This is a genomic window from Pseudarthrobacter sp. NBSH8 (genome assembly GCF_014217545.1).
Classification (GTDB): domain Bacteria; phylum Actinomycetota; class Actinomycetes; order Actinomycetales; family Micrococcaceae; genus Arthrobacter.
This window is the reverse complement of record NZ_CP043178.1, coordinates 3,966,989-3,992,733: the sequence shown is the minus strand read 5'-3', so window position 1 is coordinate 3,992,733 and position 25,745 is coordinate 3,966,989. Positions and strand designations below refer to the sequence as shown.

29 protein-coding genes are annotated in these 25,745 nt (G+C 66.5%); 18 read left to right on the top strand and 11 right to left on the bottom strand.

The genetic code is table 11. The annotated features are described in order from the left end of the window. Window positions 1-21: 21 nt before the first annotated feature. Window positions 22-456, bottom strand: coding sequence for a DoxX family protein (locus FYJ92_RS18515; protein ID WP_185262006.1), 435 nt, complete (start codon window positions 454-456; stop codon window positions 22-24). 128 nt (window positions 457-584) lie between these two features. On the opposite strand from FYJ92_RS18515, the gene FYJ92_RS18510 reads away from it, so the two are divergent. From FYJ92_RS18510 to FYJ92_RS18500, 3 genes are all read left to right on the top strand, one after another. Continuing rightward, entirely contained in the window at window positions 585-1,937 is a 1,353-nt protein-coding gene (locus FYJ92_RS18510) for an MATE family efflux transporter (RefSeq protein ID WP_185262005.1), read from the top strand. Between the two features lie 25 nt (window positions 1,938-1,962). Next, window positions 1,963-2,553, top strand: coding sequence for a hypothetical protein (locus tag FYJ92_RS18505; protein WP_185262004.1), 591 nt, complete (start codon window positions 1,963-1,965; stop codon window positions 2,551-2,553). 106 nt (window positions 2,554-2,659) lie between these two features. Then, entirely contained in the window at window positions 2,660-3,031 is a 372-nt protein-coding gene (locus tag FYJ92_RS18500; RefSeq protein ID WP_185262003.1) for a hypothetical protein, read from the top strand. A gap of 61 nt (window positions 3,032-3,092) precedes the next feature. Here the strand turns inward: FYJ92_RS18500 and FYJ92_RS18495 are convergent, their stop codons facing one another. Next, window positions 3,093-3,638: a CGNR zinc finger domain-containing protein gene (locus tag FYJ92_RS18495; protein ID WP_185262002.1), complete on the bottom strand. Its 546-nt coding sequence runs from the start codon at window positions 3,636-3,638 to the stop codon at window positions 3,093-3,095. Window positions 3,639-3,709: 71 nt separating this feature from the next. Between FYJ92_RS18495 and FYJ92_RS18490 the strand changes: the two genes are divergently transcribed. Then, entirely contained in the window at window positions 3,710-4,714 is a 1,005-nt protein-coding gene (locus tag FYJ92_RS18490; protein ID WP_185262001.1) for a DMT family transporter, read from the top strand. Between the two features lie 79 nt (window positions 4,715-4,793). Here the strand turns inward: FYJ92_RS18490 and FYJ92_RS18485 are convergent, their stop codons facing one another. After that, the gene (locus tag FYJ92_RS18485; RefSeq protein ID WP_370526064.1) at window positions 4,794-5,132 is read right to left on the bottom strand and encodes a WXG100 family type VII secretion target; all 339 of its coding nucleotides are present in this window, start codon (window positions 5,130-5,132) and stop codon (window positions 4,794-4,796) included. A gap of 156 nt (window positions 5,133-5,288) precedes the next feature. Between FYJ92_RS18485 and FYJ92_RS18480 the strand changes: the two genes are divergently transcribed. Beyond that, window positions 5,289-5,561 carry a DUF2277 domain-containing protein gene (locus FYJ92_RS18480; protein ID WP_185262000.1) on the top strand — a complete coding sequence of 91 codons (273 nt, stop codon included), beginning with the start codon at window positions 5,289-5,291 and terminating at the stop codon, window positions 5,559-5,561. Between the two features lie 20 nt (window positions 5,562-5,581). Here FYJ92_RS18480 and FYJ92_RS18475 read toward each other — a convergent pair whose 3' ends face one another. From FYJ92_RS18475 to FYJ92_RS18450, 6 genes are all read right to left on the bottom strand, one after another. Beyond that, complete coding sequence (locus tag FYJ92_RS18475) at window positions 5,582-8,062, bottom strand: cation-translocating P-type ATPase (protein WP_185261999.1); 2,481 nt, start codon at window positions 8,060-8,062, stop codon at window positions 5,582-5,584. A gap of 24 nt (window positions 8,063-8,086) precedes the next feature. After that, entirely contained in the window at window positions 8,087-8,317 is a 231-nt protein-coding gene (locus tag FYJ92_RS18470) for a heavy-metal-associated domain-containing protein (protein WP_185261998.1), read from the bottom strand. 63 nt (window positions 8,318-8,380) lie between these two features. Further along, entirely contained in the window at window positions 8,381-8,728 is a 348-nt protein-coding gene (locus FYJ92_RS18465; protein WP_185261997.1) for a metal-sensitive transcriptional regulator, read from the bottom strand. Between the two features lie 334 nt (window positions 8,729-9,062). Continuing rightward, window positions 9,063-9,581: a universal stress protein gene (locus FYJ92_RS18460; RefSeq protein WP_185261996.1), complete on the bottom strand. Its 519-nt coding sequence runs from the start codon at window positions 9,579-9,581 to the stop codon at window positions 9,063-9,065. Between the two features lie 70 nt (window positions 9,582-9,651). After that, complete coding sequence (locus tag FYJ92_RS18455) at window positions 9,652-10,386, bottom strand: class F sortase (protein ID WP_185261995.1); 735 nt, start codon at window positions 10,384-10,386, stop codon at window positions 9,652-9,654. A gap of 102 nt (window positions 10,387-10,488) precedes the next feature. Beyond that, window positions 10,489-11,190, bottom strand: coding sequence for a hypothetical protein (locus tag FYJ92_RS18450; RefSeq protein ID WP_255482204.1), 702 nt, complete (start codon window positions 11,188-11,190; stop codon window positions 10,489-10,491). Between the two features lie 272 nt (window positions 11,191-11,462). On the opposite strand from FYJ92_RS18450, the gene FYJ92_RS18445 reads away from it, so the two are divergent. The 3 genes from FYJ92_RS18445 to FYJ92_RS18435 all read left to right on the top strand — a co-directional run bounded on the left by FYJ92_RS18445 (window position 11,463) and on the right by FYJ92_RS18435 (window position 13,197). Then, window positions 11,463-11,663, top strand: coding sequence for a hypothetical protein (locus FYJ92_RS18445; RefSeq protein WP_185263875.1), 201 nt, complete (start codon window positions 11,463-11,465; stop codon window positions 11,661-11,663). Window positions 11,664-11,771: 108 nt separating this feature from the next. After that, entirely contained in the window at window positions 11,772-12,917 is a 1,146-nt protein-coding gene (locus tag FYJ92_RS18440) for a sialidase family protein (RefSeq protein ID WP_185261994.1), read from the top strand. Beyond that, window positions 12,910-13,197, top strand: coding sequence for a MoaD/ThiS family protein (locus tag FYJ92_RS18435; RefSeq protein ID WP_185261993.1), 288 nt, complete (start codon window positions 12,910-12,912; stop codon window positions 13,195-13,197). Before FYJ92_RS18440 ends, FYJ92_RS18435 begins: the two co-directional genes overlap by 8 nt. Before the next feature lie 86 nt (window positions 13,198-13,283). Here the strand turns inward: FYJ92_RS18435 and FYJ92_RS18430 are convergent, their stop codons facing one another. After that, complete coding sequence (locus FYJ92_RS18430; RefSeq protein WP_185261992.1) at window positions 13,284-13,520, bottom strand: hypothetical protein; 237 nt, start codon at window positions 13,518-13,520, stop codon at window positions 13,284-13,286. Window positions 13,521-13,759: 239 nt separating this feature from the next. Between FYJ92_RS18430 and FYJ92_RS18425 the strand changes: the two genes are divergently transcribed. After that, window positions 13,760-14,836: an ATP-dependent DNA ligase gene (locus FYJ92_RS18425; RefSeq protein ID WP_185261991.1), complete on the top strand. Its 1,077-nt coding sequence runs from the start codon at window positions 13,760-13,762 to the stop codon at window positions 14,834-14,836. 156 nt (window positions 14,837-14,992) lie between these two features. Here the strand turns inward: FYJ92_RS18425 and FYJ92_RS18420 are convergent, their stop codons facing one another. Continuing rightward, window positions 14,993-16,312 carry an MFS transporter gene (locus FYJ92_RS18420; RefSeq protein WP_185261990.1) on the bottom strand — a complete coding sequence of 440 codons (1,320 nt, stop codon included), beginning with the start codon at window positions 16,310-16,312 and terminating at the stop codon, window positions 14,993-14,995. A 231-nt stretch (window positions 16,313-16,543) separates the two neighbouring features. Here FYJ92_RS18420 and FYJ92_RS18415 point away from each other — a divergent pair, with 231 nt between their 5' ends. The 9 genes from FYJ92_RS18415 to FYJ92_RS18375 all read left to right on the top strand — a co-directional run bounded on the left by FYJ92_RS18415 (window position 16,544) and on the right by FYJ92_RS18375 (window position 25,742). Then, the gene (locus FYJ92_RS18415; RefSeq protein ID WP_185261989.1) at window positions 16,544-17,359 is read left to right on the top strand and encodes an IclR family transcriptional regulator; all 816 of its coding nucleotides are present in this window, start codon (window positions 16,544-16,546) and stop codon (window positions 17,357-17,359) included. 138 nt (window positions 17,360-17,497) lie between these two features. Then, window positions 17,498-18,379 carry a shikimate dehydrogenase gene (locus FYJ92_RS18410; RefSeq protein ID WP_185261988.1) on the top strand — a complete coding sequence of 294 codons (882 nt, stop codon included), beginning with the start codon at window positions 17,498-17,500 and terminating at the stop codon, window positions 18,377-18,379. Continuing rightward, complete coding sequence (locus FYJ92_RS18405; protein WP_185261987.1) at window positions 18,379-20,295, top strand: bifunctional sugar phosphate isomerase/epimerase/4-hydroxyphenylpyruvate dioxygenase family protein; 1,917 nt, start codon at window positions 18,379-18,381, stop codon at window positions 20,293-20,295. The genes FYJ92_RS18410 and FYJ92_RS18405 overlap by 1 nt, the downstream gene beginning before the upstream one ends. A gap of 69 nt (window positions 20,296-20,364) precedes the next feature. After that, entirely contained in the window at window positions 20,365-21,147 is a 783-nt protein-coding gene (gene pcaH, locus FYJ92_RS18400) for a protocatechuate 3,4-dioxygenase subunit beta (protein ID WP_185261986.1), read from the top strand. Between the two features lie 4 nt (window positions 21,148-21,151). Continuing rightward, window positions 21,152-21,733 (top strand): protocatechuate 3,4-dioxygenase subunit alpha, encoded by a 582-nt coding sequence (pcaG, locus tag FYJ92_RS18395; RefSeq protein ID WP_185261985.1) that lies wholly within the window; start codon window positions 21,152-21,154, stop codon window positions 21,731-21,733. A gap of 14 nt (window positions 21,734-21,747) precedes the next feature. Next, window positions 21,748-23,247 carry a lyase family protein gene (locus FYJ92_RS18390; protein WP_185263874.1) on the top strand — a complete coding sequence of 500 codons (1,500 nt, stop codon included), beginning with the start codon at window positions 21,748-21,750 and terminating at the stop codon, window positions 23,245-23,247. Then, window positions 23,240-24,058: an alpha/beta fold hydrolase gene (locus tag FYJ92_RS18385; RefSeq protein ID WP_185261984.1), complete on the top strand. Its 819-nt coding sequence runs from the start codon at window positions 23,240-23,242 to the stop codon at window positions 24,056-24,058. The genes FYJ92_RS18390 and FYJ92_RS18385 overlap by 8 nt, the downstream gene beginning before the upstream one ends. Next, a complete protein-coding gene (gene pcaC, locus FYJ92_RS18380) occupies window positions 24,055-24,531 on the top strand; it encodes a 4-carboxymuconolactone decarboxylase (protein ID WP_185261983.1) in 477 nt (158 codons plus the stop codon). Before FYJ92_RS18385 ends, pcaC begins: the two co-directional genes overlap by 4 nt. Then, the gene (locus tag FYJ92_RS18375; protein ID WP_185261982.1) at window positions 24,528-25,742 is read left to right on the top strand and encodes a thiolase family protein; all 1,215 of its coding nucleotides are present in this window, start codon (window positions 24,528-24,530) and stop codon (window positions 25,740-25,742) included. Before pcaC ends, FYJ92_RS18375 begins: the two co-directional genes overlap by 4 nt. Window positions 25,743-25,745 lie beyond the last annotated feature (3 nt).

Here is a 25,745-nt window from a genome sequence, read left to right as displayed (position 1 = left end):
GCTCGTTTTGGAGGAGTCCGCTTAGGCGAGGACTGCCAGTTTGGAGCCCTTGCGGGCGAACAGGACGCGGTCCACGGACACCCGGCCGGCTCCGGTGAGTGCGAGTGCCAGGGCGGCAGCGCCCAGGAGCAGCACCAGTTCGTACCCGCCCTTGTCGGCGAAGACTCCTGCCGGGGCGTGCACCAGGAAGAGGGCGCCGATCATGTTTAGGGCCAGCAGGGCAGCCACCACGCGGGTGAGTACGCCGAGGATGAGGGCAACGCCGCCGGCGAGCTCGAGGCCTGCAACGAGGGGAGCTGAGATGTTGGCTGCGGGGACGCCCATCTGGGAGAACGCGGCCTGGGTGCCGGCGATGGTCCATTCATTGAACTTCTGCCAGCCGTGGGCGGCGAAGAGGAAGCCGAGGATGACGCGCAGGACGGTGATGGCCGTGGTGATAAGGCGTGACTGATTCATAAATCGAGTCTCCCCGACATTTAGTTGAAGTGTCAACTAACCATCCGCCATTGTGTCCTTTGTCATGACATCCGGCGTCATGGAAGCAGGGCCGCCGGGTGGTCGGCGCCGGCCGTTAGGCTGAAGCTGTGCCCAATCAATCCGCCCCCGCCGCCGTGCAGCGTCCCGCCAGCCATGCCCGGGAAATCCTGCGGCTCGCCGTGCCTGCGTTCGGCGCACTGATCGCCGAACCGCTGTTCCTTCTCGCGGATTCGGCCATTGTGGGCCATCTCGGCGTGGCCCAGCTGGCCGGTGTGGGGCTAGCCTCCGCGGTGTTGCACACCGCCGTCGGCCTGATGGTTTTCCTCGCTTACTCCACCACCCCGGCCGTGGCCCGCGCGATGGGACACGGCCAGTTGGGCAAGGCGCTTGCGGCAGGGCGCGACGGCGTCTGGCTGGCTCTGCTGCTGGGCATAGTCCTGGCGGTGGCCGGTTTCTGGGCCGCTGAACCGCTGGTGTCCCTGATGGGGGCAGAGGGTGATGTGCGCTCATTTGCTGTTGACTATCTCCGCTGGTCCATGCCTGGCCTGGTGGCCATGCTGCTCATCTTCGCGGGCACCGGAGTCCTCCGCGGATTGCAGGACACCAGGACACCGCTGCTGGTGGCCACCGCAGGCTTTGCCCTGAATATTGTCCTTAACCTATGGCTGGTCTACGGGCTGGACTGGTCCGTTGCGGGCTCGGCGGCGGGCACCAGTGTGGCGCAATGGGCCATGGCGGCCGTCTATCTGCTGATGGTCCAGCGAAATGCTGTCCGTCATGGCATCAGCCTGTGGCCCGACTGGAGCGGTATCCGCGCGATGACCCGCGTCGGTTCGTGGCTCATGCTCCGCACCCTGAGCCTGCGCATAGCCATCCTGGCCACGGTTTTTGTGGTCACGGGGCAAGGTGCCGTCAACCTTGCCGCGCACCAGCTGGCCATGACCATTTTCTCCTTCCTCGCTTTTGCCCTGGATGCCCTCGCTATAGCCGCCCAGGCCCTGATCGGCAAGGAACTCGGTGCGTCCAATCCCGTGAGGGCGCGGCAGTTGACCCGGACAATGATCCGCTGGGGTGCCGGTTTCGGCGTGATCACAGGTGCCCTGTTGGCCGTCGCTGCACCTTGGGCCGGGGCGCTGTTCACGTCAGACGCCGGCGTCCAGTCCGTCCTGACGTACGCCCTGTGGATCCTTGCCGCCGGCCAGCCAATTGCGGGTTTTGTCTTTGTCCTGGATGGCGTGCTGATCGGCGCCGGCGACGCCAAGTATCTGGCACTGGCAGGTGTGGCCAACCTCGCCGTCTACGTGCCCATGCTCGTGGCCGTTGCTGCCTCCGGCATGTCCGCGGCTGCAGGCCTCGTGTGGCTGTGGGCCGCTTTTGCGCTGGGCTACATGGCCGCCCGGGCTGTGACCCTGGGCCTGCGTGCCCGCTCGGACCGCTGGATGGTGCTGGGTTCGCCATAGGGCCGGCGGCCACTAAACTGGACCGGTGAGCCAACCAGTGACCCCCGCAGACATCGCGCCCGGCGCCGCACCGCAGGCTGACCTGTGGAAACCGGTGTTGCTCCGGGCTCTGGCCGCGCTAGTGTTCGGCGCGGTGACCATTTTCTGGGCCGGCCCGTCGGTCCAGGTCATGGGCTGGGCAGGCGGGCTCTATCTGCTGGTCACGGGACTGCTGGTCCTATGGGCCATCCCGAAGACCGGCTACGCGCGTGACGGCATGCCCGGCAAAATCCTCTCCGCCGCCGGGGCGTCCCTGGCAGGCGCAGGTGTTGCCTTGGCGCTGCTGCATGGGGACCGCGTCTTCGGCGTTGTCGCCGCGGCGGGACTTGGCCTGGCCGGAGCGGTGGAGCTGTACTGCGGCCTCCGATATCGCGGCCGGCACATACTGGCCCGTGACTGGCTGGCCTCGGGCATCGTCGGGCTTGGTACCGCGGCGATCCTGCCTTTCTTCATCAGTCTCGGAGCCCATGCACTGCTTGGCGTCGCCGGCGGCGGAGCCATCATCTCCGGTGTGCTCTGGGTCCTGTCCGGGCTGACGCTAAGGCACGATTCCCGGCCCGCCTCCGGGAAGCCGTAAACTAGAAGCGAAAGGTTCTACCCGGCGTAGAAAACGCGCCCGGAACAACCCCCGCACACATTCGAACCAGCAAGCCCTTCGGCATGGCTGTAGGAGAGGAACTACCTTGGCAGACCAGAAACCAGGAAAACCGCGCAATCTGCGGACCTCGGTGAAGGGGCCGCTGATGTTCTCTGCGTTCTGGGCCGTCCTCGCTTTCATCGCGGTGCTGATCTTCGCCTCCGGCGGCAGTTCGAAGACCCCCCGGTTCGACCTCGCCTTCACGGGGGCCGGCATTGCGTTCATCGTTACGTTGGTGATCGCGGCCATGCTGGCCATGAGCCACAAAGAGAACTCCGAACACCTGGGCAAGGGATCGGGCGTCAACCTGAGTTCAGCGCGGAAGCCGTTGCATGGATTCGGGGGACACGGCTCAAGCCAGGCCGGCGGCGCCCCTGAGGCTCCGGACGCTGACAGCCCCGGCTCCAGCAACTCCTAGCGCACCGGCTTCCCGTAGGCTGGCTTCCCGCGCGCCGGTCCTGCCCAGGTCCCGCCGCTGGCTAGTGGACCGTCGCCTGCCGCGCCCGGTACGCTGCCACGTGCGCTCGGTTGGCACAGTTCCCGGTGTCGCAATACCGTTTCGACCGGTTGCGGCTGAGGTCCAGGACCACGGCATCGCAGTCCTCGGCCTCGCACACCAGCATGCGGTCCATTTCCTTGCTCCGGATGACGTCCGCCAGGGCCATGGCAGCTTCGGTGCCCATTCGCTCTGCCAGCGGTGCGTCTCTGGCGGTGGCGTGCAGATGCCAGTCCCACTCATCGTGCTTCATCAGCTGGGGGAGTGCGTTGGCCTCGCGCAACAGGCGGTTGACGCCCGCCACGGCGGAGTCTTCGTCTGCAGTCCAGAGGGTGGCAAGCCGCCCGCGCAGTTCGTGGACACTCGACAGCTCCGCCGCATCGCCGGCGCGGGATCCACTGAACCCTTCGGAGCGAAGGAAGCCATCCAGCTGCGCCACCGTGGCGAGTAATTCGCGTCCGTTGGCGGCCGTGTTGACCAGGTTGACCACGGTGCGCAGGGCTATTTCGGTGTCAGGGGCAAAGACCATCTTGACTCCTTACTGGGAGCGGGCGTAATGTCAGGACCATTACCCCACTTTACTCCTGACAGGAGGTGTCGGTGACTGCCGCCCCTAACCCCGCAGCCGCGGGCAGATTCCTTGGCTCCGGTCTTGGAATCGCGTTGTTCTCTTCTGCCGTCTTCGGGCTCTCCGGCTCCTTCGCCAAGGCGCTCCTGGAAACCGGCTGGACCCCGGGCGCTGCCGTGACAGCCCGCCTGACCGGTGCTGCGCTGATTCTCGTAATTCCTGCGATTCTGGCCTTGCGCGGACGGTGGTACCAGCTGCGCGACAACTGGGTCACCATCGGTCTTTTCGGTCTGATCGGTGTGGCCGCGTGCCAGCTGTTCTACTTCAATGCCGTAGCCCGCCTCTCCGTGGGCGTAGCGCTGTTGCTTGAATACCTGGCGCCCGTCCTCATCGTGCTTTGGCTGTGGGGGGCGAGCAAGAAGCGCCCACGGGCGTTGACCTTAGGCGGAACAGTGCTCTCGCTCGGCGGCCTGATCCTGGTGCTGGACCTCACCGGAACGGTCAAGATCGACATCGTCGGGGTCCTGTGGGGGATGGCCGCTGCCGTATGCCTTGCCATTTACTTCTTCATCACGGCCAAGGAAAATGATTCCCTGCCGCCCATCGTCCTGGCGTCCGCCGGGCTGCTGGCGGGGGCGGCCGTTATGTGGCTGGCGGCCGCAACGGGACTGCTTCCCATGGCATTCAGCACCGCGGATACCAAGCTGGGCCCATGGATCACGCCATGGTGGGTCTCCCTGGGTGGCCTGATCATCATGGCAACAGTCCTGGCGTACGTTTCCGGCATTGTGGCTGCCCGCGCCCTTGGCTCCAAAGTTGCGTCCTTCGTCTCGCTGACCGAGGTGCTGTTCGCGGTGGTCTGGGCCTGGCTGCTCCTGGGTGAGCTTCCCGGTGCCATCCAACTCCTGGGCGGCACCCTCATTGTGGGCGGGGTGGTTCTGGTCCGGCTGGACGAGCTTCGCTCCGGAACGGCCGCAGCTCTTGCCGGGACGCCCGCCCCGCTGGACCACGCGAACGACGTCGAACCTGTGCCCTGAGTGCCCGCTGCCCGGTTGTTAAATGCCACGGGGCCCGGACACTGTGCTGTGCCCGGGCCCCGGGTCAGAGCTTCTGCGGTTAGCGTGAAGCCTGGTCCTGCTCGTTGGCGTTCTTGGTGGCCTTCTGGCCGGCATCCTTCAGCGCCTGGATGACCTGGTTCAGCGCCGCGGTGTGCGTGCCTGACCATTCCCCACGGAAGTGGGTGGCGTCCGGGCCTTCCCAGTTGGTGCTGTCCAGCACGCGGGAGAGGTTGGACCGCTGCTGCTCGATCTCGCCGGCACCGGCCTGCAGCTTGCTGCCAAGAGTCCTGAGCTGTTCTACATCTGCGCCCCAAATAGCCATCAGTTTCTCCTCGTTGTGTTGGATCCGATCCAGATCGGCATCCCCAGTGGCCTCCGGCTGATCCGGAAGATCCATTGCCTAGAACCTATCCCGGCTCCAAAATACTGTCGATGGGCACCGCTGCCCATGCCGGACAACATCTCGGTGGTTGAGCCTGTCCAATCTCAACAGGCTCGAGCACCGCAGGGCTGGGAGGTCGATCCGAGGCGTTCCAGAGCCTAGCATGGGCATATGTGCCGGAATATACGAACCCTCCACAACTACGAACCGCACGCCACCTCTGAGGAGGTGAATGCCGCCGCGCTGCAGTATGTGCGCAAGGTCAGTGGCAGCACCAAGCCATCCAAGGCCAACGAAGACGCCTTCGAAACGGCGGTGCACGAGATCGCCCACATCACCCAACACCTGCTGGATTCGCTGGTCACCCACGCGCCTGCCAAGCGCCGGGACGAGGAGGCCGCCAAAGCGCGGGCCCGTGCGGCCGTGCGCTTCGGCACCGTCTGAGGACATATCAGCCTAAGGACCTACCTGCCGAAGCTGCGCAGCCGGAGCGAGTTGGCCACCACCAGGACTGAACTCGCCGCCATCGCTGCACCGGCGAGCATCGGGTTCAACAGGCCCAGGGCGGCCACAGGAATGCCGATGGCGTTATAGAAGAACGCCCAGAACAGGTTGGTCTTGATGATGGCCAGCGTCCGCCGGGACAATTCGATGGCCTGTGCCACCTGCCCCAGGTCATTGCCCATGACGGTGAGGTCCGCCGCCTCGATGGCCACATCGGTACCGGATCCCATGGCGATGCCCAGGTCCGCCTGCGCCAGCGCGGCGGCGTCATTCACGCCGTCGCCGGCCATCGCCACGATGGCCCCGCCCGCCTGGAGCCGTCGGACGGCCTCGACCTTACCGGCAGGCAGGACGCCGGCATGAACATCGTCAAGCGAAATCCCGACGGCGGCAGCGACCTGTGAGGCCACCGCGGCGTTGTCCCCGGTCAGCAGAATGGGGCGCAGTCCGAGCTTCTTCAGCTTTGCCACCGCTTCCGCGGATCCCGGTTTCACGGTGTCCCGGAGACTGATGATTCCGGCCGGGGTGCCGTCCACTGCCACCCAGATGGCCGTGGCGCCGGTGGCTTCTGCGGTGGCCAGCGCCTCCATCTGCGCGCCGGAGGTGCGGACGCCGTTCTCCGTGAGCCAGCCCGTGCGGCCCGCCAAGATCACGCGCCCTTCCACGGTTCCCACCACTCCGCCGCCGGGTGCAGAACGGAAGTGTTCGACGGCGGGGAGCCGCCCGCCGTCGTCGTGCCCGGTTTGCGCCTCGAGGGCCGCGGCCGCGATGGCGTGTGCGATGGGGTGCTCGGATGCCGCTTCGACGGCGCCGGCGAGCCGCAGCACGTCCCTGCCCTGGTGGCCGTCAAAGGCGAGGGTATTGGCCACGGCGAGTTTTCCGGTGGTGACGGTGCCGGTCTTGTCGAGCAGGATGGTGTCCACCGTGCGGGTGTCTTCCAGGACCTGCGGGCCCTTGATCAGGATGCCCAACTGGGCGCCCCGGCCGGTTCCGGTGAGCAGCCCCACGGGAGTGGCCAGCCCCAGCGCGCACGGGCAAGCGATGACCAACACAGTGACTGCGGCGGTAAAAGCTGCCCTGAGCTCGGCAGGTTCAATCACCGGTCCGCTGAACGCGAGCCACAGCGCAAAGGTGAGCACCGCGAGGGCAAGGACGATGGGGACAAAGACGGCGCTGATCCGGTCGGCGAGGCGCGCAATGGGAGCCTTGCCGGTTTGTGCCTGCGAGACCAACCGGGCCATCTGCGCCAGCGTGGTTTCGGAGCCCACGCGGGTGGCCCGGACGAGCAGCCGGCCGGAAGTGTTGATGGTGGCGCCCGTGACTTTGCTGCCTGGCTCCACCTCCACCGGGACGGATTCGCCGGTTAGCAGGGACGCATCAACAGCTGACATGCCGTCGATCACCTCTCCGTCCGTGGCGATCTTTTCGCCGGGGCGCACCACCACGACGTCGCCCACACGTAGCTGATCGGCGGGGACTTTATGTTCGGAGCCCTCGTGAAGGATGGTGGCGTCCTTGGCGCCGAGGTTCAGCAACGCCTTGAGGGCGTCGCCGGCCTTCTGCTTGGCATTGGCTTCGAGGAACCTGCCAAGGAGCAGGAAGGTGGTGACCACGGCGGCCACTTCGAAGTAGAGGCCGGCGGACTCCATCCCATCCATGGCCGGGTGGGCGGTCATGGCGGGATCCGCGGCGAGCTGCCACACGCTGAACAGGTACGCGGCGGCGACGCCAATCGAGACAAGCGTGTCCATGGTGGAGGCCAGGTGGCGCGCATTGACGGCTGCAGCACGGTGGAAGGGCCAGGCCGCCCAGCTGACCACCGGAAGCGCTAGGGCCCCTGCTACCCAGCCCCAGTTGGGAAACTGCAGTGCCGGAACCATCGAAATCGCGAGGACTGGCAGCGTCAGTATCGCGGCGAGGATCAGCCTTGGCCTCAGCTTGGCGGCGGCGGGACCGTGCGACATGTGCTCACCTTGCGCGCCGCTTTCGGCGCCATGCTCCGCGTGCTCGCTCGTGCCTCCCCGGCGGCCCCCTGGCTTCGTAAGCTCGGCCAAGGAACCCTGCCGCCGTGGGCCCACCTTGGACGCATGCTGCCGCAAGTCCCCGGAGCCGGCGCTGTGCCCGGCTTCCGAACCGCCGTGCTGACTCTGGTCGTGATCGGCGTCGGTGCCGGGGCTGGCACTTTGGCGTGGATAGCGAGCGGGCCGGACCGTGGCCTTGTAGCCCGTGGCGTTGACCGTGTCCACTATTTGCTGGTCCGTGATGCCGGCCGGGACGGTGACGTGGGCGGATTCCAGCGGGAAGTTGACGGAGGCCTCGACGCCGTCGAGTTTGCCCAGCTTCTTTTCCACGCGGTTCACGCAGGAGGCGCAGGTCATGCCCTCAATGTCCAGTTCAACCACCCGGCTTTGTGGGTGGTGATCGAGATGGTCTGTGCTCATGATGGATCCCCCGAACGGTCAGCGTTACGCGTTGTTGGCAACAACCAGGTAGCCGGCTTCGGCAACCGCTTCGCCGATCTCGGACGGCGACAGCTGCTGGCTTGAGGTGATAGTGACGGTGGAAATGCCGCCGGCGTTGAGTTCGACGTCGACCGTTTCAACCCCGGCGAGCGATTCAAGTTCCTCGCTGACGGACGAAACGCAGTGGCCGCAGGTCATGCCGGACACGTTGACGGTGGTGGAGGTGGTGCTCATTTGCGGGATCCTTTGACGGGGACCGGCGGTGGCCGGCTGTGAATGGGTGGTCAGTGGCGGTGGTCAGCGGAGAAGGCGGCCGATAGCCTCTGCAGCCTCCTTGACTTTGATGTCGATGGCTTCAGCGCGAAGGGCAGGATCGGGTTCCCCGGCGGCGCCCACCACGCAGTGGCCGATGTGCTCTTCCACGAGTCCCAGGCTCACGGCGTGCAGGGCCTTGGTGACCGCGGAGACCTGGGTCAGGATGTCGATGCAGTACTTGTCCTCATCCACCATCCGGGCGATGCCGCGGACCTGGCCCTCGATTCGCTTGAGCCGGCGAAGGTAGGCGTCTTTGTTCGCGGTGTAACCATGCGGAGGCGCCGGGTCAGTGCCGGAGGGTGGGCTCAAGGTTTCCTGGGAAGGTTCCATGCTGCCAACTTATACCTGGTGGGGGTATATAGCAAGTACCCCCTGGGGGTATCTGAGTCGGAGGTGCGCGACACGAACCCGGGGTCGGCGTTGCCGTATATAAGGGCACAAAAAAGCTCCGGAGTGCGTTATTGGGGGATACGCACTCCGGAGCAGCATTTGGGCAGATTCACCAGCCGCTGCGGCCAGACCCCTCTGCTTGAACCAGCTTACGTGCCAGTGCTGCCGTCCGCTACCACCTCGAATAACTACTTTCGCTTTATTATTTCGGTCCCCCGAGGTTCTCCCCGGAGGGGTCGCACAGCGGCTTCAGGTGCCGGTTCAGGCTCCCGGCTTACGCATCGTCCTGATGCGCCGGCATCCGATAGGGAACCACCAGTACAGGCCGGCTTTGATGATGCGTCAGCCAGAGCCCGACTGACCCGTTGAGCAGTTCGGAGATCCGGTGGGTCAGGCCCCGCTCCGATGTTCCCACGACGATCATGGGGGAGTTGCTTTCCGCGGCGAGACGCGCCAGTGCGCGGGCCGGATCCCCCGCCAAGGTCCGCAGGGTCCAATCCACGGTGGCCCCCGACGTCGCGGCGTCGGCCACGGCTCGCTCCACCACCGACCTGAGACCGGAGGTGATCGTGCGGATATCGTCGTCGTCCTTGTCCGGGTGGAGCGACAGCCGGTGCGCGGATCTGGTTGGATCCCATTCCACAAGGTAGCTGGCCTCGTCAACATAGGCACACAGCAACGGCGCCGACAGTCTGGCTGCGAGGGATGTTGCGGTCTTCAGAACCTCCGGATGCTGATCGGGCAACAGGCCGACCAAGAGTGGAGGCGGGCCACTGAAACGTTCTGGATTCATAAGGCCATTCTGTGCCGCCGGGAGCCACTTGAACAGGGCGTCGGCGAGTGGACGCGACAATTTGAATGTGTCAGCTGGCAGCGGGCGATGCCGTGACCACAACGTTTTTCCCCCACGGGTCTTCCGTGTAACAGCTGATCAGGACCACGCGGCTGGGGACCATGTCCCAGATGGGGCTGTCCTTAAGGCTGTCCTTGAGGTAGGTGGTGACGCTGTCCACGCGGTAGGGGATAGTGCCGGTAGCGGTGACGACCTCGAACGTGTCGCCAACGACGGCAGCGGAGCTGAGGTGGTTGAACGGGGCGTCCCGGCCCTCCCAGCTGTGCCCGATGATGTATGTGGTGTTGCCCGACCCGTTGCCGGGAGTCCCGAACGGTGTCAGCCAATACCCGTCCATGGTGGTCGGCGGCACGATTGTCTGGCTCTCGATGGCGGTGCTGTCCGGTGCCAGCGGATGCACGGCCGTGTCCATCGCAGCTTTCGGATAGACAATCCGCTGCGGGGCCGAAGCCTTCGGGAGGACCGGCCCGTTGGCCACGGGCGCCACTGCAGCTGGCACGGATGCAGCCGGTGCGGCCGGAAGATCCGGTGCGGCCAGGGGCAACGGCAGTTGGATCGACGACGTTCCGGAAGAGTATGCTGCAGGGCTTGTTCCCGGCGTTGCGGCCCCCTGCTGGTCCAGCAGCGGGCCACCGAACGTGAAGGAGAGGAAGCCCAGGACGCCGCAGGCCAGGATGGCGATGTCTCCGCGGTTCCAGCCCCGGAGCCGTTTCGGTACCTCGTGCCGTCCGCTTAGCTTTGCCACGATGCTCCTTAAGCTATTGGAAAGTGTGCCTACAGGAAGGGCGCCCCGCCTTGAGTTGGCGGGGCGCCCTGCTTGTCCGCTCGGCCCGGCCCGAGCTGCGGCCTAGTCTGCCTTTGGCTCCAGGGACCTGCGGCGTACGGCCACCAGTGCGCCGGCGCCGAGCATCATGCCCAGACCCACGAGCCAGGCAGGAGCATTCACAGCTCCGCCCACTGCGGTCTGCGCGTTGAAGCCCTGGTTGGTGCCCTGGCTGGCGGCCGTTGCCCCGGCGGCCGGGGTCTGCGAGGCGGGGGTCAGCGAGGTGACCGGCGTCTGGACAACGACCGCCGACTCCGCCACAGGAGTTTCAACCAGGGCGGGTGGGTCCACCACGACGGCGGGTGGGTCCACCACGACGGCGGGAGGGTCGACCACGACGGCGGGAGGGTCGACCACGACGGCGGGTGGGTCGACCACCACGACCGGAGGAACGACCACGACGGCGGGTGGGTCCACCGGCGGATAGACCGGAGGTTCCTCACCCGGAGGCAGCGGGGCACAGTTGGCGATGTAGGTTATCTTTCCGGCGTTCGTCCAGTTCAGCCCCCCTGGTATGGACGAGTTCGGCGGAATGATGTCGGCGGGATGCCCGTCGTGGCCGTTCAGGCCATTCACGCTAAATTGAATTGCGCTCCAGCCCGTTCCGGTTTGTGCGCCGTCGTGGCACACGATGACCTTGTCAGCGGCAGCCATGGCTGGTGCTGACAGACTGATCAGCCCTAGCCCCAGCCCCAAGACCCCCAGTGTTGCAAAAGTGCTGTTCATTGTTAACTCCCCAGATTGTTTGAGCGGATCATGATGAACGGGTAGCGGTGACCCCAAGCGCCGCAGCAGCACGGTCAGCTTGCTTGTCATTTCAGGCTAGGGCGGCCCCAAGAGGCAGTCGCGGGTACCGTGTACTCGTCTTTTTGTCCCATTGACCTGCGGCGTTACCTGCATGTACGCGCAAACGGGAGCCTGCTACCGGAGTGGTGCCACCCTTGAACGTGGACAGGGCGGCGCCTAACGTTGAAGCATACGAAAGGTGCGTGACCGGCATGGAAATCTACATGTGGTGGCTGGATCTGAATCTGCAAACCAAGGAATGGCTGCGGGAAAACCTCCGTGCGGCGGAACTGCCGTTACCGGTGCTGCAGGGCATTGCCGAAGCCGGGGGCCCGCGCCCGGGTATCCCGGTGGCTGTCCTCACCGAAGCCGACTGGGATTTCATCGAGACGCAGTCCGAATTCGTCGACTGACGCACCGCCGCCGGCACGGACAGCCCTGACCACCATCCCGACCAACACACCCGGACCGGTCCACATAGCGAAGAAAAAGCGTTGCGGCCCTCCGGCCGGGGTGGTTGCATGGGGTGCATGGCAACCGCAGAGAACTTTGTCTTAGCGATCGGGACCAAAAAAGGCCTCTGGCTGGCCACCAGCCAGGACCGGAAGCAATGGTCCTTCTCCGGCCCGCATTTCCTGATGAGCGAAATCCCCAGCATCGGGATCGACACGCGGGACGGCCGAACCCGGATCATGGTGGGCGTCAGATCCGAGCACTGGGGACCCACCGTGGCCCACTCCGACGACTTTGGCACCACCTGGACCGAACCCGAACAGGGTGCCATCACGTTTCCCGAGGACGCCGGCGCGGCAGTGGAGCGCATCTGGCAGATCTACCCGGACGCAGAGTCGCGGCCAGGGGTGGTATGGGCAGGTGCCGAACCGATCTCGGTCTGGAAATCCACCGACGGCGGCGAGCATTTCGAGCTCAACCGCGGGCTCTGGGACCACCCTCATCGCAGCGACTGGGGTGCGGGCTATGGCGGCGCCGCCGCGCACTCCATCGTGGTGAATCCGGCCGGGGACAACGTCCACGTCGCCATGAGCACCGGCGGTGTGTACCGCTCGCTCGACGGCGGTGAGTCCTGGGAGCCCCGCAACAAGGGTATTTCGGCCTACTTCATGCCGGACCCCAATCCTGAGTTCGGCCAGTGCGTCCACAAGATCGCGGCGGATTCTGCGGTGGAGGGGCGACTGTACGCGCAGAACCATCACGGTGTCTACCGCACGGATGACAACGGCGAAAACTGGGACTCCATCGCCGACGGCCTTCCCGCCGACTTCGGGTTTGTGATGCTGACGCACCCCCGGCGGGAGGGCACCGCATGGGTTGTGCCGCTGAAGGCCGACGGCGAGCGGATCCCGCCGGATGGAAAGCTTGCCGTGCACCGGACGGACGACGCCGGGGCCACCTGGAAGCGCCTGGATACGGGCCTGCCCGAGCTCGAGTACAACAGTGTGCTCCGTGACGCCGCGGGCGTGGATTCATCCGAGCCGGCCGGCGTCTACTTTGGAACCCGTGGCGGGACGGTGTACGCCAGCGCGGATGAAGGGGAGAGGTTTGCTGAAGTTATCAGCCATCTCCCCGACGTCCTGTGCGTCCGCGCCGCCGTGGTTGCCGGGGCTGGACTGGCAGTTCCGGACACGGCGGCGGCCCGCGGTGCCTGACATCAGCGTGGTACTACCCAGCATTCTCCAGCCGCTGGCCGGCGGGCAGTCCATCCTGACTGCGCCCGCCGACGGGACGGTGACTGTGGGAAGCCTGCTGGATATGGTGACCGGGGGTTACCCGGTGCTGGCCAGAAGGCTGCGGGACGAAACGGGAGCGCTTCGCCGGTACGTGAATATTTACGTTGCCGGCGACGAGGTGCGCCGGCTCGAGGGCCTGGAAACCGAGGTGTCGCCCGGGCAGGAGGTCCTGGTCATTCAGTCGGTGGCCGGAGGTTAAGCCAGGCGGCTCCATAACGGCGGGCAGTCCGAACTGACTGCGCCCGGCGTCGTGGTGCTGATGGTGTGTGGAATGGCGGCGTCCGGTCAGGCAATCCGCCAGACGCTGCATTCGTCCGCATTGATTGCTTTCCGCATGCCGGTGTGGTGGTCCATGATCCAGATAACGCCGATTCCCGGTGCTGTCTCCTGGACAAGGCCGCGGCGGATGACCACGTCGTCGTAGCTGGGGCCAACAGAGAGGCGGGCCTCGATTTCATCGCCGCGGTGGAGCTGGTCCAGGGCGCGGACTCTTGTTACATGGGCTTTGGCTTCCTTCAACATGGGGGCCTCCTGGCTGGAGCTGGTGCCTGCGCTTGCCGGCACTTCCAGTGTGGCGGGGCTATGTTGCGCCCGCGTTTCCTCGACGTTAGGAGCCGGTTAGTTCTCCACGATCGATTCGTTTCCGCCGGCACCAATGGATTCGGAGAACTCCACGCGCCAAACCCCACCGGGGCCTTCAGATGGACATTGTGCCAGTTCAGGCCTACCGCCGGCGGGTCTCCCGGACAACAATGGGCACTATGCAACTTCCCGTGATGCCTCCCGTTCCGCCCATGCTCGCCAAAGCCGTCAGCGGGATACCGGACGGGCCCTTGAGCTATGAGCCCAAGTGGGACGGGTTCCGGTCCATCATTTTCCGCGACGGGGATGAGCTGGAGATCGGCAGCCGCAACGAAAAGCCCATGACCAGGTATTTTCCTGAACTTGTGGAGGCCCTGAAGGAGAACCTGCCGCCCCGTTGTGTGCTGGACGGCGAGATTGTCTTGGTGGGGGCAGCCGGTGACCGGCTGGATTTTGACGCCCTGCAGCAGCGCATCCATCCCGCCGCCAGCCGCGTGAAACTTCTCGCCGAACGGACCCCGGCCAAGTTCGTAGCCTTTGACCTGCTGGCTCTCGGCGGCGACGACTACACCGGCCGGCCCTTCGCCGAGCGTCGGGCAGCGCTGGAAAAGGCGCTTGCGGGCAGCAAGGCTCCCGTCCACGTCACCGCGGCGACCCAGGACAAGGCTGTCGCTGAACAGTGGTTCCAGCAGTTCGAAGGCGCGGGCCTGGACGGGATTGTGGCCAAGCCGCTGGACGGCAGCTACCAGCCGGACAAGCGCGTGATGTTCAAGATCAAACACGAACGCACAGCTGATTGTGTGGTGGCCGGCTACCGCGTGCACAAGAGCGGACCGGACGCGATCGGCTCGCTGCTGCTGGGCCTGTACAAGGACGACGGCGGTCTCGCCAGCGTGGGCGTGATCGGTGCCTTCCCCATGAAGCGCCGCCAGGAGCTTTTTGCCGAACTGCAGCAACTGGTCACCGACTTTGACGGGCACCCGTGGGCGTGGGCCAAGCAGGGGGAAGGCGAACGGACCCCACGCAACGCCGAAGGCAGCCGGTGGAGCGCCGGCAAGGACCTGTCCTTTGTGCCGCTCCGGCCCGAACTGGTGGCGGAGGTTCGGTACGACCATATGGAAGGTGAGCGTTTCCGCCACACTGCCCAGTTCAACCGCTGGCGGCCGGACCGGGACCCCGCATCATGCACCTACGAACAGCTGGAGGAACCGGTCAGCTTCGACCTTGCCTCGGTCCTGGACACCGGCCGGCCGTAGGCGCCCGGTTCGCAGAAGGCACCGAAGCCGCCGCCCGCCGTCGTACGCTCCTGCCCGATTGCCTCCCCGAGGACACGGGAAAGCCCGGCGTGTCTTGGGGACGCGCCGGGCTCTCCAGTATGCAACTGGGCAGGAACGCCAGCTTGCCGAGGATCCTTACTTCAGGCCGAGCTGCTTGGTGGGGACGTTGAACGTCTCCTTGGCCGTTAGGGCGGAGATGGCCGCGATGCTGCAGATGACGGCGGTGAAGATGCTGATCTGGACCCAGCCGCCGGGCTTGATGCCGCCCATGGCTGCCACGATCGCCGGGGCGAAACCTGCCATCAGGAAGCCCAGCTGGGTACCGATCGCCAGGCCGGAGAAGCGGACCTTGGTGCTGAACATCTCAGCGTAGAAGGACGGCCAGACCGCGTTGGAGGCCGCGTAACCGAAGGAGAAGAAGCCTATGGCTGCGAGGAACATCAGCGGGATGCTGCCGGACTCCAGGCTGAGCAGGAACACCGGCGTCAGGATGGCGCTGGCCACGGCTCCGTAGATGAAGACCGGCTTGCGGCCGATCCGGTCCGCGAGCGTGCCGAACAGTGGCTGGGTTCCCAAGGCGACCAGGTTTGCGCCGACCACCAGCCAGAGCGTGGTGGTCCCGTCAACGCCGGCGACGGTCTTGGCGTAGCTGATGGCGAGCGTGCCGAATACGGTGGAGACGGCGGCGATGAAGGCACAGCAAACCACGCGGAGCACGTCGCGCCAGTGGTCCTTGAGGAGATCGGCCACGGGAAGCTTGGAGATCTGGGCCGTCTTCTGGGCTTCCTCAAACGCCGGGGGCTCGTGCAGGGTGCGCCGGATAAAGAACGCAACCATCACAACAACGGCGCTGAGCCAGAACGGAACGCGCCAGCCGATGCCGTACTTGATCTCGTCCGGGAGGGCCAGGACGGGGATGAAGACGAGGGCGGCGAGGATTTGGCCGCCCTGGGTTCCGGTGAGGGTCCAGGAAGTGAAGAAGGAACGGCGGTTGTCCGGCGCGTGTTCCAGCGTCATGGACGATGCGCCGGCCTGCTCGCCGGCGGCGGAGAGACCTTGGCACAGCCGCGCCAGCACCAGCAGGGCCGGAGCCCACCAGCCCACGGTGTTGAAGTCGGGCAGGCAGCCGATCAGGAACGTCGAGGCGCCCATGAGCAGCAGCGTGAACATAAGAACCTTCCGCCGGCCTACCCGGTCACCGAAGTGGCCCAGGATGACTGCGCCCACGGGCCGAGCCACATAGGCGAAGCCGAACGTGGCGAAGGACATAATGGCCGCGTTGGCGCCGGCGTCCGGGAAGAACACCGTGGGGAAGATCAGGGCGGCGGCGGAACCGAAAATGAAGAAATCGTAGTATTCGACGGCGCTGCCCAGGAAGCTGGCGAGGGCTGCCTTCTTTGGCGTCCCGGCCGGGGCAACAGTGCCCTGCCCGGCGGACGGAAGTGTCTGGCTCATGGAGTTCCTTATGTGTGACGACGTTGTCGCGGATGGATCTGGAGGGTCGCAGCCGCAGCGGCCTGAGTGGAGCTGGTGCGCTGCGGCTGGAGTCCGTTGAAAGACCCGAACCAGTAGCCACATGGTGGGAGCTACTTGTGCGATACAGCAATGATGACTGTGAGTGCAGTCACTTGTCAAGAAAATAATCACCATCTAGAAATAGTTCCCACGATATGGCAACATCGACGTATGAGTGTGAATCAAACCACAGTGCCCGATGACGTTTCCGCTGAGCCGAAGGCGCCCAAGGGCGACCGTACTGACATGGTGGGCAAGGCCCTGGGCCTCCTGGTCCTCTTGGGTGACGAGCCGCGCGGTGCCAGCGCCGCGGAGATCTCACGCCGCGCCGATCTTCCCTTCAGCACCACGTACCGCCTGCTGGGATCCCTGACGCGGGACGGATTTGTGGACTACGAGCCGGACGGCCGCCGCTACCACCTGGGCCTGCGCATCTTCCAGCTGGGGCAGCGGGTCTCCAATCATCACGGATTTGCCGGCACGGCACTGCCTGTCCTTCGCCGCGTGACCGAGCAGACCGGGGAGGCCACCATCCTCAGCGTCCGCGATGGCCACCACCACCTGACGGTCAACAAGGTGGACGGCCCGCAGACCTTCCGCGTCACCAGTGATCCCGGGCATCTTGGCGCCCTGCATGCGACGGCCGTGGGCAAAGCGCTGGTGGCTTTTGCCGAGGACGCGGAGCGTGAGGCGCTGCTTGAGGAACTTGATCTGGAACCCCTCACCGAGCACACCATCACTGACCGGGGAGCCTTCCGTGCCGAAATCGAGAAGGTTCGCCGGCAGGGATATGCCGTGATGGACGAGGAGAACGAGAACGGCATGCGGGCCGTGGCAGTGCCGCTGCTCAACTCCCAGGGCCACGCCTTCGCCTCCCTGGCCACCGCCGTTCCTGTCTTCCGCCTCAGCATCGAATCCTTGCTGGCCCATGTGCCCCTGCTGCAGGACGCCGCGGCGGAGTTGGCCGCGCGGTTGCCGCAGCGATAAACAACTCGAAAATGTTCGTATGTAGAACGAGCGTGCGAGAAGTGAACAAGTGTTGTACTGTAATCCCAATCACCCGATCCGCCGCGGACGCCCCGAGCGCCGCCGCCCGCCGGGTGCCGTATCAAAGGAGCTGCCCGGATGAGCAATCGAACTGAGTCCTACCTTGTGGGACTGGTTGGCGACGGTGTTATGCCGTCACTCACTCCCCCCATGCACGAACGCGAGGGCGATGTGCAGGGCCTGCGCTACCTCTACCGCCCCATCGACCTGCTGGAGCTCGGACTTTCCGGCGATGCCGTGGGGGATCTGCTCAAGAGCGCCCGCAGCCTGGGCTTCAACGGCCTGAACATCACCCATCCGTGCAAGCAGCTTGTGCTGGCGCACCTGGACGAGGTCTCACCGGACGCCCTCAGGCTCGGTGCCGTCAACACCGTGGTCATCGAGGACGGCCGCTTCATCGGCCACAACACCGACTTCTCCGGCTTCGCCGCCGCGCTTGCGTCCGGCCTTCCGGGCGCGCGGCTGGGCCGCGTTGTCCAGCTGGGCGCGGGAGGTGCCGGGTCCGCCGTCGCCTACGCCCTGCTCACCGCCGGCGTAAAGGCGCTGGACCTGGTGGACGTGGACCCCGCCCGCTGCTCGGCACGCGCGGCGGAGCTGGCCGGCTTCTTCCCGGGCAGCACGGTCACAGCGCGCACGACGGCGGAGCTGCCGCAGCTGATGCCTTTGGCCGACGGCCTGGTGCACTGCACGCCCGTGGGCATGGCCGCCCACCCGGGCGCCCCGCTTGACCTGGACCTGTTGGAAATGCGGCACTGGGTGGCGGACATCGTCTACCGACCGATCGACACCGAGCTGGTCCGCGGCGCCCGCGCCAAGGGCTGCGAGGTCCTGGACGGTGGCCGCATGGCCGTAGGGCAGGCTGCGGATTCCTTCCGAATTTTCACCGGGTTGGAAGCTGACGCAGACCGCATGCGCAGCCATTTCCTGGAGCTCGTGGCCAAGGAAGAGGTGGCCGCCTGATGCGTACCGGAATAGCCACGGTCTGCCTCTCCGGCACCCTGAAGGAGAAGATGCAGGCCTGCGCCATCGCGGGCTTTGACGGCATTGAAATCTTTGAACAGGACCTGGTGACGTCGCCGCTCACGCCTGAGAACGTCCGAAAGATGGCGGCCGACCTTGGCCTCACACTGGATCTCTACCAGCCGTTCCGCGACTTCGACAGCGTGTCCGGGGACCTCCTCGCCGCCAACCTCCGGCGCGCCGAAGCCAAATTCGAACTCATGGCGCGGCTGGGCATGGACACCATCCTGGTCTGCTCCAACGTCGCCACCGCCAGCATCGACAGCGACGACCTCCGGGTTGAACAGCTCGGCGAACTGGCTGCGCTGGCCGGGGACCACGGCGTCAAGGTTGCCTACGAAGCCCTGGCCTGGGGCAAGTACGTCAAGGACTACGAGCACGCCCACAAGCTGGTGGAAGCGGTGGACCACCCGAACCTGGGCACCTGCCTGGATTCCTTCCATATCCTGTCCCGCAACTGGGACACCGCCCCCATCGAGGCTTTCAACCCGGGAAAGATCTTCTTCGTCCAGGTGGCGGACGCCCCCAAGCTCTCCATGGACGTCCTCTCCTGGAGCCGGCACTACCGGGTCTTCCCGGGCGAGGGACAGTTCGAGCTCGCCAAGTTCATGGGTCACGTGGTCCGGGCGGGGTACAGCGGCCCGGTGTCGCTGGAGATCTTCAACGACGTTTTCCGCCAATCGGACGTGGAGCGCACCGCCGTGGACGCCATGCGCTCGCTCATCTGGCTGGAGGAACAGAGCGCGAAGTGGCTGGATGCTGACGGTGGCGCCGGCGGTGGTGCCGGTGGCACCGCTGCTGATGGTCCTACGGTCCCCGGCCGCCGTCGTTATCCGATGGAACTGGCCACGCTCCCGCGGGTGGCCGAACCGGCAGGTTACAACTTCGCCGAGGTCAGGGCCGCGGACACCAAGGGCCTGGAAACCGTGCTGGGCCGGCTGGGTTTCGAGTTCAACGGCCGGCACCGCACCAAGGCCGTGCAGCTCTGGAGCCTGGGCCACGCCCGGGTGATCATCAACGAGGCCGCACCGGCAGACGGGCACGATTCAACGGCGGATGCATCGCCAGCCATCGCTCCTGCTATCGCTGCACTGGGGTTCGACGTCGACTCTCCGGTGATTGCCGCCGCCCGCGCCCAACAGCTGAAGGCCCCCGCGGTCCCGCGCAAGAGCCAGGCCAACGAGGAGGTGTTCCAGGGCTTTGCCGCCCCGGACTCCACCGAGATCTTCCTGTGCCAGGGCACCTCGGACGGCACCGCGGCCTGGACCAGTGAATTCGGGGAAGGGCTGGAAAAGCCGTCCGCCGGAGCCACCGCCGTGATCGACCACGTCAACCTGGCACAGCCGTGGCAGCACTTCGACGAGGCCGTCCTCTTCTACACGAGCGCCCTGGCGCTGGAGCCCCAGCCGTTCGCGGAAGTTCCCAGCCCCACCGGCCTGGTCCGCTCGCAGGTCATGGCCACCGGGGACCGCGCCGTGCGGCTGGTGCTGAACCTGGCGCCGCTGAACCAGCAGCGCAAGACCTACCAGGAACATATCGCCTTCGCCGTGGATGACCTGGTGGCCACCGCCAGGGACTGCAAGGCCCGGGGCCTGGAATTCCTTCAGATCCCGGCCAACTACTACGAGGACCTGGACGCACGTTTCGGCCTGGCACCGGACTTCCTGGCCACACTGCAGGACCTGAACCTGCTGTACGACCGGGACGCCGACGGCGAATTCCTCCACTTCTATACCGCCACCGTGGGCAGTGTGTTCTTCGAAATGGTGGAACGCCGCGGCGCCTACGACGGCTACGGCGCCCCCAACGCCCCCGTGCGCCACGCCGTCCAATACGACCACCTGCAGCACCCCTAAGACAGCACCGCCCGCCGGCAACACCAACACCAACACCAGCTACAAACAACGAGAGAAGAGGAGTCCGCCGTGGAGACACAGCAGGATCTCAGTGCCGAGATTAACGCCTTGGGCGATGCCTACGCGCGGGCGCTCAAGGACGGCGCCCCAGCCGAGACCCAGCCCCGGCTGGACTACGCGCCCTACCGCAGCAGTATCCTGCGGCACCCCACCAAAAGCCTGCACCACGCGGATCCGGAGACCATCGAGCTTTACTCACCGGCGTTCGGCCATCAGGACGTGCACGCGCTGGAATCGGACCTGACCATCCAGCACCACGGCGAACCCCAGGGCGAGCGGATCATCGTGGCCGGCAAAGTCCTGGACGGCGACGGCCGCCCCGTGGCCGGGCAGCTCGTGGAAATCTGGCAGGCCAACGCGTCCGGCCGCTACATCCACAAGCGTGACCAGCACCCGGCACCGCTGGACCCCAACTTCACCGGCATCGGACGCTGCATCACCGGCCCGGATGGCTCCTACCGGTTCACCACCATCAAACCCGGCGCCTACCCGTGGAAGAACCACGTCAACGCCTGGCGCCCGGCCCATATCCACTTCTCGATGTTCGGCACCGAGTTCACCCAGCGCATCATCACGCAGATGTACTTCCCGGGCGACCAGCTCTTCCCGCTGGACCCCATCTACCAGACCATCGTGGACCAGGACGCCCGTGACCGGCTGGTGGCCACGTACGACCACAACCTGACAGAGCCCGAGTGGGCGCTGGGCTACAACTGGGACATCGTCCTGACCGGGCCAAAGCGGACCTGGACCGAAAACGAGGCGCTTGGCGCAGCAGGCGATGAGGAATAGGCACATGAGCAACCAGACCACGCAGCTTGTTCCCACACCCGGGCAGACCGTCGGCCCGTTCTACGGCTACGCGCTGCCGTTCGAGAAAGACAGTGAACTCGTGGCCCCCGGCTCGCCGGGCTCCATCCGCCTCCAGGGCACCGTGTACGACGGCGCCGGGGAGACCGTCCCGGACGCCATCCTGGAGATCTGGCAGCCCGACGCAGACGGCAAGGTTATGCAAAAGACCGGTTCGCTGGTCCGCGACGGCTACACCTTCACGGGCTGGGGCCGCGGCTCCGTAGGGTACTCCGGCGTGTTCACGTTCACCACGGTCAACCCCGGCCCCACCGTGCAGGTCCCCGGAAAACCAGCGGCCGCACCCTTCATCTCCGTGGCCATCTTTGCCCGCGGCCTGACGAACCGCCTGTTCACCCGGATCTACCTGCCGGAGAACGAGGAAGCCCTCGCCCAGGATCCGCTGCTCAGCTCCCTGGACCCGGAACGGCGGAAGACCCTGATCGCCCGCCGCGACGCCGACGGCGGACTCACCTGGGACATCCGCCTGCAGGGCGAGGGCGAAACAGTCTTCCTGGACTTCCAGTGACTGAGACCCCCAGCATGGGAGGCGCCGTCCACTTCGGAACCGCCGCGGACGGCGACGTCGGCCTGCTGAGTCCTGTCTCGGCGTCGCCCCTGGTGACGGCGTTGACCGGTGACTTCGCCGTGCTGGCGGCGATCCTCGCCGTCGAATCCGGCTGGGCCGCTGTGCTGGAGAAGGCGGGCCTGGCGCCTGCCGGTTCCGCCGCCGTCGTGGCCTCCGCTGCCGAGGCTGGACGCTACGACGCAGCAGACATCGCGCTCCGCGCCCGGGGTGGTGGCAACCCCGTGATCCCGCTCCTGGTCGACCTACGCAAGCAGGTCACGGCGCTTGACGGCGCCCGCATCGGGGCCGTGAAGGCGGTCCACACCTCGCTGACCAGCCAGGACGTGCTGGACACGGCGCTGATGCTGCTCGCGCGCAACACCGTCGAGGCGCTGCTGGCGGATCTGAAAGGCACGACGGCGGCGCTCGCTGCCTTGGCAGAGAAGCATGCGGACACGCTCTGCGTCGCCAGGAGCCTGACCCAGCACGCGCTGCCGTATACGTTCGGGCTGCGGTCGGCGCAGTGGTTCCATGGGCTGGCCACCGCAGGCCAGCAGCTGGGCAACGTGCACTTCCCGGTACAGTTCGGCGGCGCCGCCGGCACCCTCGCCGCCGGGACCGTGCTGACCGCCGGCTCGGCCACCAACCCGTTTGACCTGGCCGGCGCACTGGGCCGGCAACTTGGCCTGGCCGCGGCGCCTGCACCGTGGCACACCAACCGCCTGGCGATCACGTCGGTCGGACATGCCCTGGCCTCGGTGCTGGACGCGTGCGGCAAGATCGCCGCAGACGTCCTGTTCCTCAGCCGTCCCGAGGTGGCGGAACTCGCCGAACCGCGGGGCGCCGGCCGCGGCGTCTCCTCGGCCATGCCGCAGAAGCAGAACCCGGTGCTGTCGGTACTTATCCGCAGCGCCGCGCTCCAGGCGCCCCAGCTGGTGGCCCAGCTGCACCTGGCCGCCGCCAACTTCAACGACGAACGCCCCGACGCCGCCTGGCACACGGAATGGCCGGCCCTGCGCCAGCTTCTCCGGCTGGCACTTGGGGCGGCCGGGCACCTCCGGGAGCTTGCCGAAGGCCTACAGGTTTTCCCGGACGCCATGCGCCGCAACCTGGACCTTGCCGGACCGCTGCTCCTGGCCGAAGGGGTGGGCGCGGCCGTCGCGCCGCTGCTCGCCGAACAGGATGGCCGCAACGGCAAGCAGCAGCTCCAGGCCGTGGTGGACCGTACGCTCCAGGCACCCGCGGCCGGACAGGCGGACACCTACCGCCGGCTGCTCCGAGAGGCCGTCCCGGCAGAGACGCTTTCCGATGGGCAGCTGGCGGAACTCCTGGACCCCGCCAGCTACCTGGGCCAGGCAGCCGAAATCGCGCGCCGCATCCTGGCCGCGTTTCCGGACTTTGAGCTTTTCGCACCAGGTTCTTCTGCAGACACCAATTCAGCACACAACGACGCGAACGGAGCCAACCGTGGCTAAACCGACCCTGAAGGCAGTGCTGCTTTCGCCCCAGCGCCCGCTGGGGGACAGGCCCCTACTCGTAGCCGGACCGTCCCTGGGCACGTCCACCCTACTGTGGACCGAGGCGGCAACACTGCTCGGTACCGACTACGACGTGGTGGCCTGGGACCTGCCTGGCCACGGTGTCTCGCCGGCAGCCACCGAAAGCTTTGACGTTGCCGATCTCGCGGATGCGGTGGTGGACCTCGTGGACTCCATCGCGCCCGGCGCCGGCTTTCACTACGCCGGGGTATCCCTCGGCGGCGCCACCGGCCTGCAGCTGGGGATCAAACATGGCCAACGCCTCAAGAGCCTCTCGGTCCAGTGCAGCGGCGCCAAGCTCGGCACGCCGGAAGGTTGGCTGGAACGGGCCGAAACCGTCCGCAGCCAGGGCACCCCCATCATGATCCAGGGCTCCGCGCAGCGCTGGTTCGCGCCGGGCTTTATGGACCGCGAACCCGCGCGCAGCAGCCGCCTCCTGCACGCCCTGCGCGATGCCGACCGCTTCAGCTATGCCTTCTGCTGCGAGGCCCTGGCAGCCTTTGACGTCCGCGGGGACCTCGGCAGCATCAGCGTCCCCACGCAGGCGCTGGCCGGTGCTGAGGATACTGTTGCGCCGCCGTCGTTCGCGGAAGAAGTGGCGGCGGGCATCACCGCTGGCGGGGGCACCGCCAACGCCGTGACGCTGGGCGGAGTGGCCCATCTGGCCCCGTTCGAGGCGCCCGGGCACGTGGCCGGCCTGCTCCGGAACCTCATCTCCTGGACCGAATCCCAGGGAGCAGCCAAATGAGCGGGACCGAACTTCCGGGCACAGAACGGAACGGCGTCGTCCAGCCGGACGCCACCAGCCAGGAGATCTATGACGGCGGCATGGTGGTCCGCCGCGAGGTGCTGGGGGCCGCGCACGTGGACCGGGCCAACGCCAACAAGGACGGGTTCACCGAGGATTTCCAGGACATGATCACGCGGATCGCGTGGGGTGGCATCTGGACCCGGCCGGGCATTTCGCGGCAGATGCGCTCGGCCGTGACCATCACCGCCATGGTGGCGCACGGGCACTGGGAAGAGCTGGCCATGCACATCCGCGCGGCCATCACCAACGGCCTGAGCAAGGACGAAATCAAGGAAATCCTGCTGCAGACCGCGATCTACTGCGGAGTTCCCTCTGCCAACACAGCCTTCAAGACCGCCCAGCAGGTGTTCCAAGAACTGGACGGCGACCTGGTTGGGAACCCAGCACAGAATTTAGAGGAGAAGTTATGAACCAGGCTTTTGTGTACGACGCAGTTCGCACGCCGTTCGGTAAGTTCGGCTCGGGCCTCGCGGGGGTCCGCCCGGATGACCTGGCGGCGCACGTGATCACCGAATCGGTGAAGCGCGCGCCCGGGCTCGATCCCGAGCGGATCGATGAGGTCGTGTTCGGCAACGCCAACGGCGCGGGCGAGGAAAACCGCAACATCGCCAGGATGGGCACCCTGCTGGCCGGCCTCCCGGTGTCCATCCCCGGCACCACGGTCAACCGGCTCTGCGGCTCCTCGCTGGACGCGGCGATCATTGCCTCGCGCCAGATCAACGCCGGCGACGCCGAGCTGATGCTGGTGGGCGGCGCCGAATCGATGTCCCGGGCCCCCTGGGTCCTGCCCAAGACGGAGAAGCCTTACCCGGCCGGGGACATGACCCTGGCCTCCACCACGCTGGGCTGGCGCCTGGTGAACAAGGCCATGCCGAAGGAGTGGACCATCTCCCTGGGCGAGGCCACCGAGCGGCTGCGCGAGAAGTACGGTGTGACCCGGGAGGCCCAGGACGAGTTCGCCGCGAACTCACACAACCTCTCCGCCGCCGCCTGGGACGAGGGCTTCTACGACAACCTGGTGGTCCCGGTCCCGGGCACCGACCTGGTCCGCGATGAAGGCATCCGCGCCGGGTCCTCAGCCGAGAAACTCGCCGGGCTCAAAACCGTTTTCCGCACCGAGAACGGCACCGTTACCGCCGGGAACGCGTCCCCGCTGTCCGACGGCGCCTCCGCGGCCTGGATCGGCTCCGAAGCCGCCGCCGGGCTGCTCGGGCTCGAACCGCTGGCCCGCATCGCCGGCCGCGGCGCACACGGCAACGACCCCCAGTTCTTCGGCTACGCCCCGGTGGAGGCCGCGAACAAAGCCCTCGCGAAGGCGGGCATCGGCTGGGACGAGGTGGGCGCCGTCGAACTTAACGAAGCGTTCGCAGCACAGTCCCTCGCGTGCATCAACGCCTGGGGCATCGACCCCACCATCGTGAACCGCCACGGTGGCGCGCTCGCCATGGGCCACCCGCTGGGCGCATCGGGCACCCGGATCCTGGGCACTCTCGCACGGTCCTTGCAGGCCTCCGGTGAGCGCTGGGGCGTCGCCGCGATCTGCATCGGCGTGGGCCAGGGCCTCGCTGTTGTCCTCGAAAACGTCACGGCCGGTACAGTCACCGGCACAGGAAAGGCCTAGGAC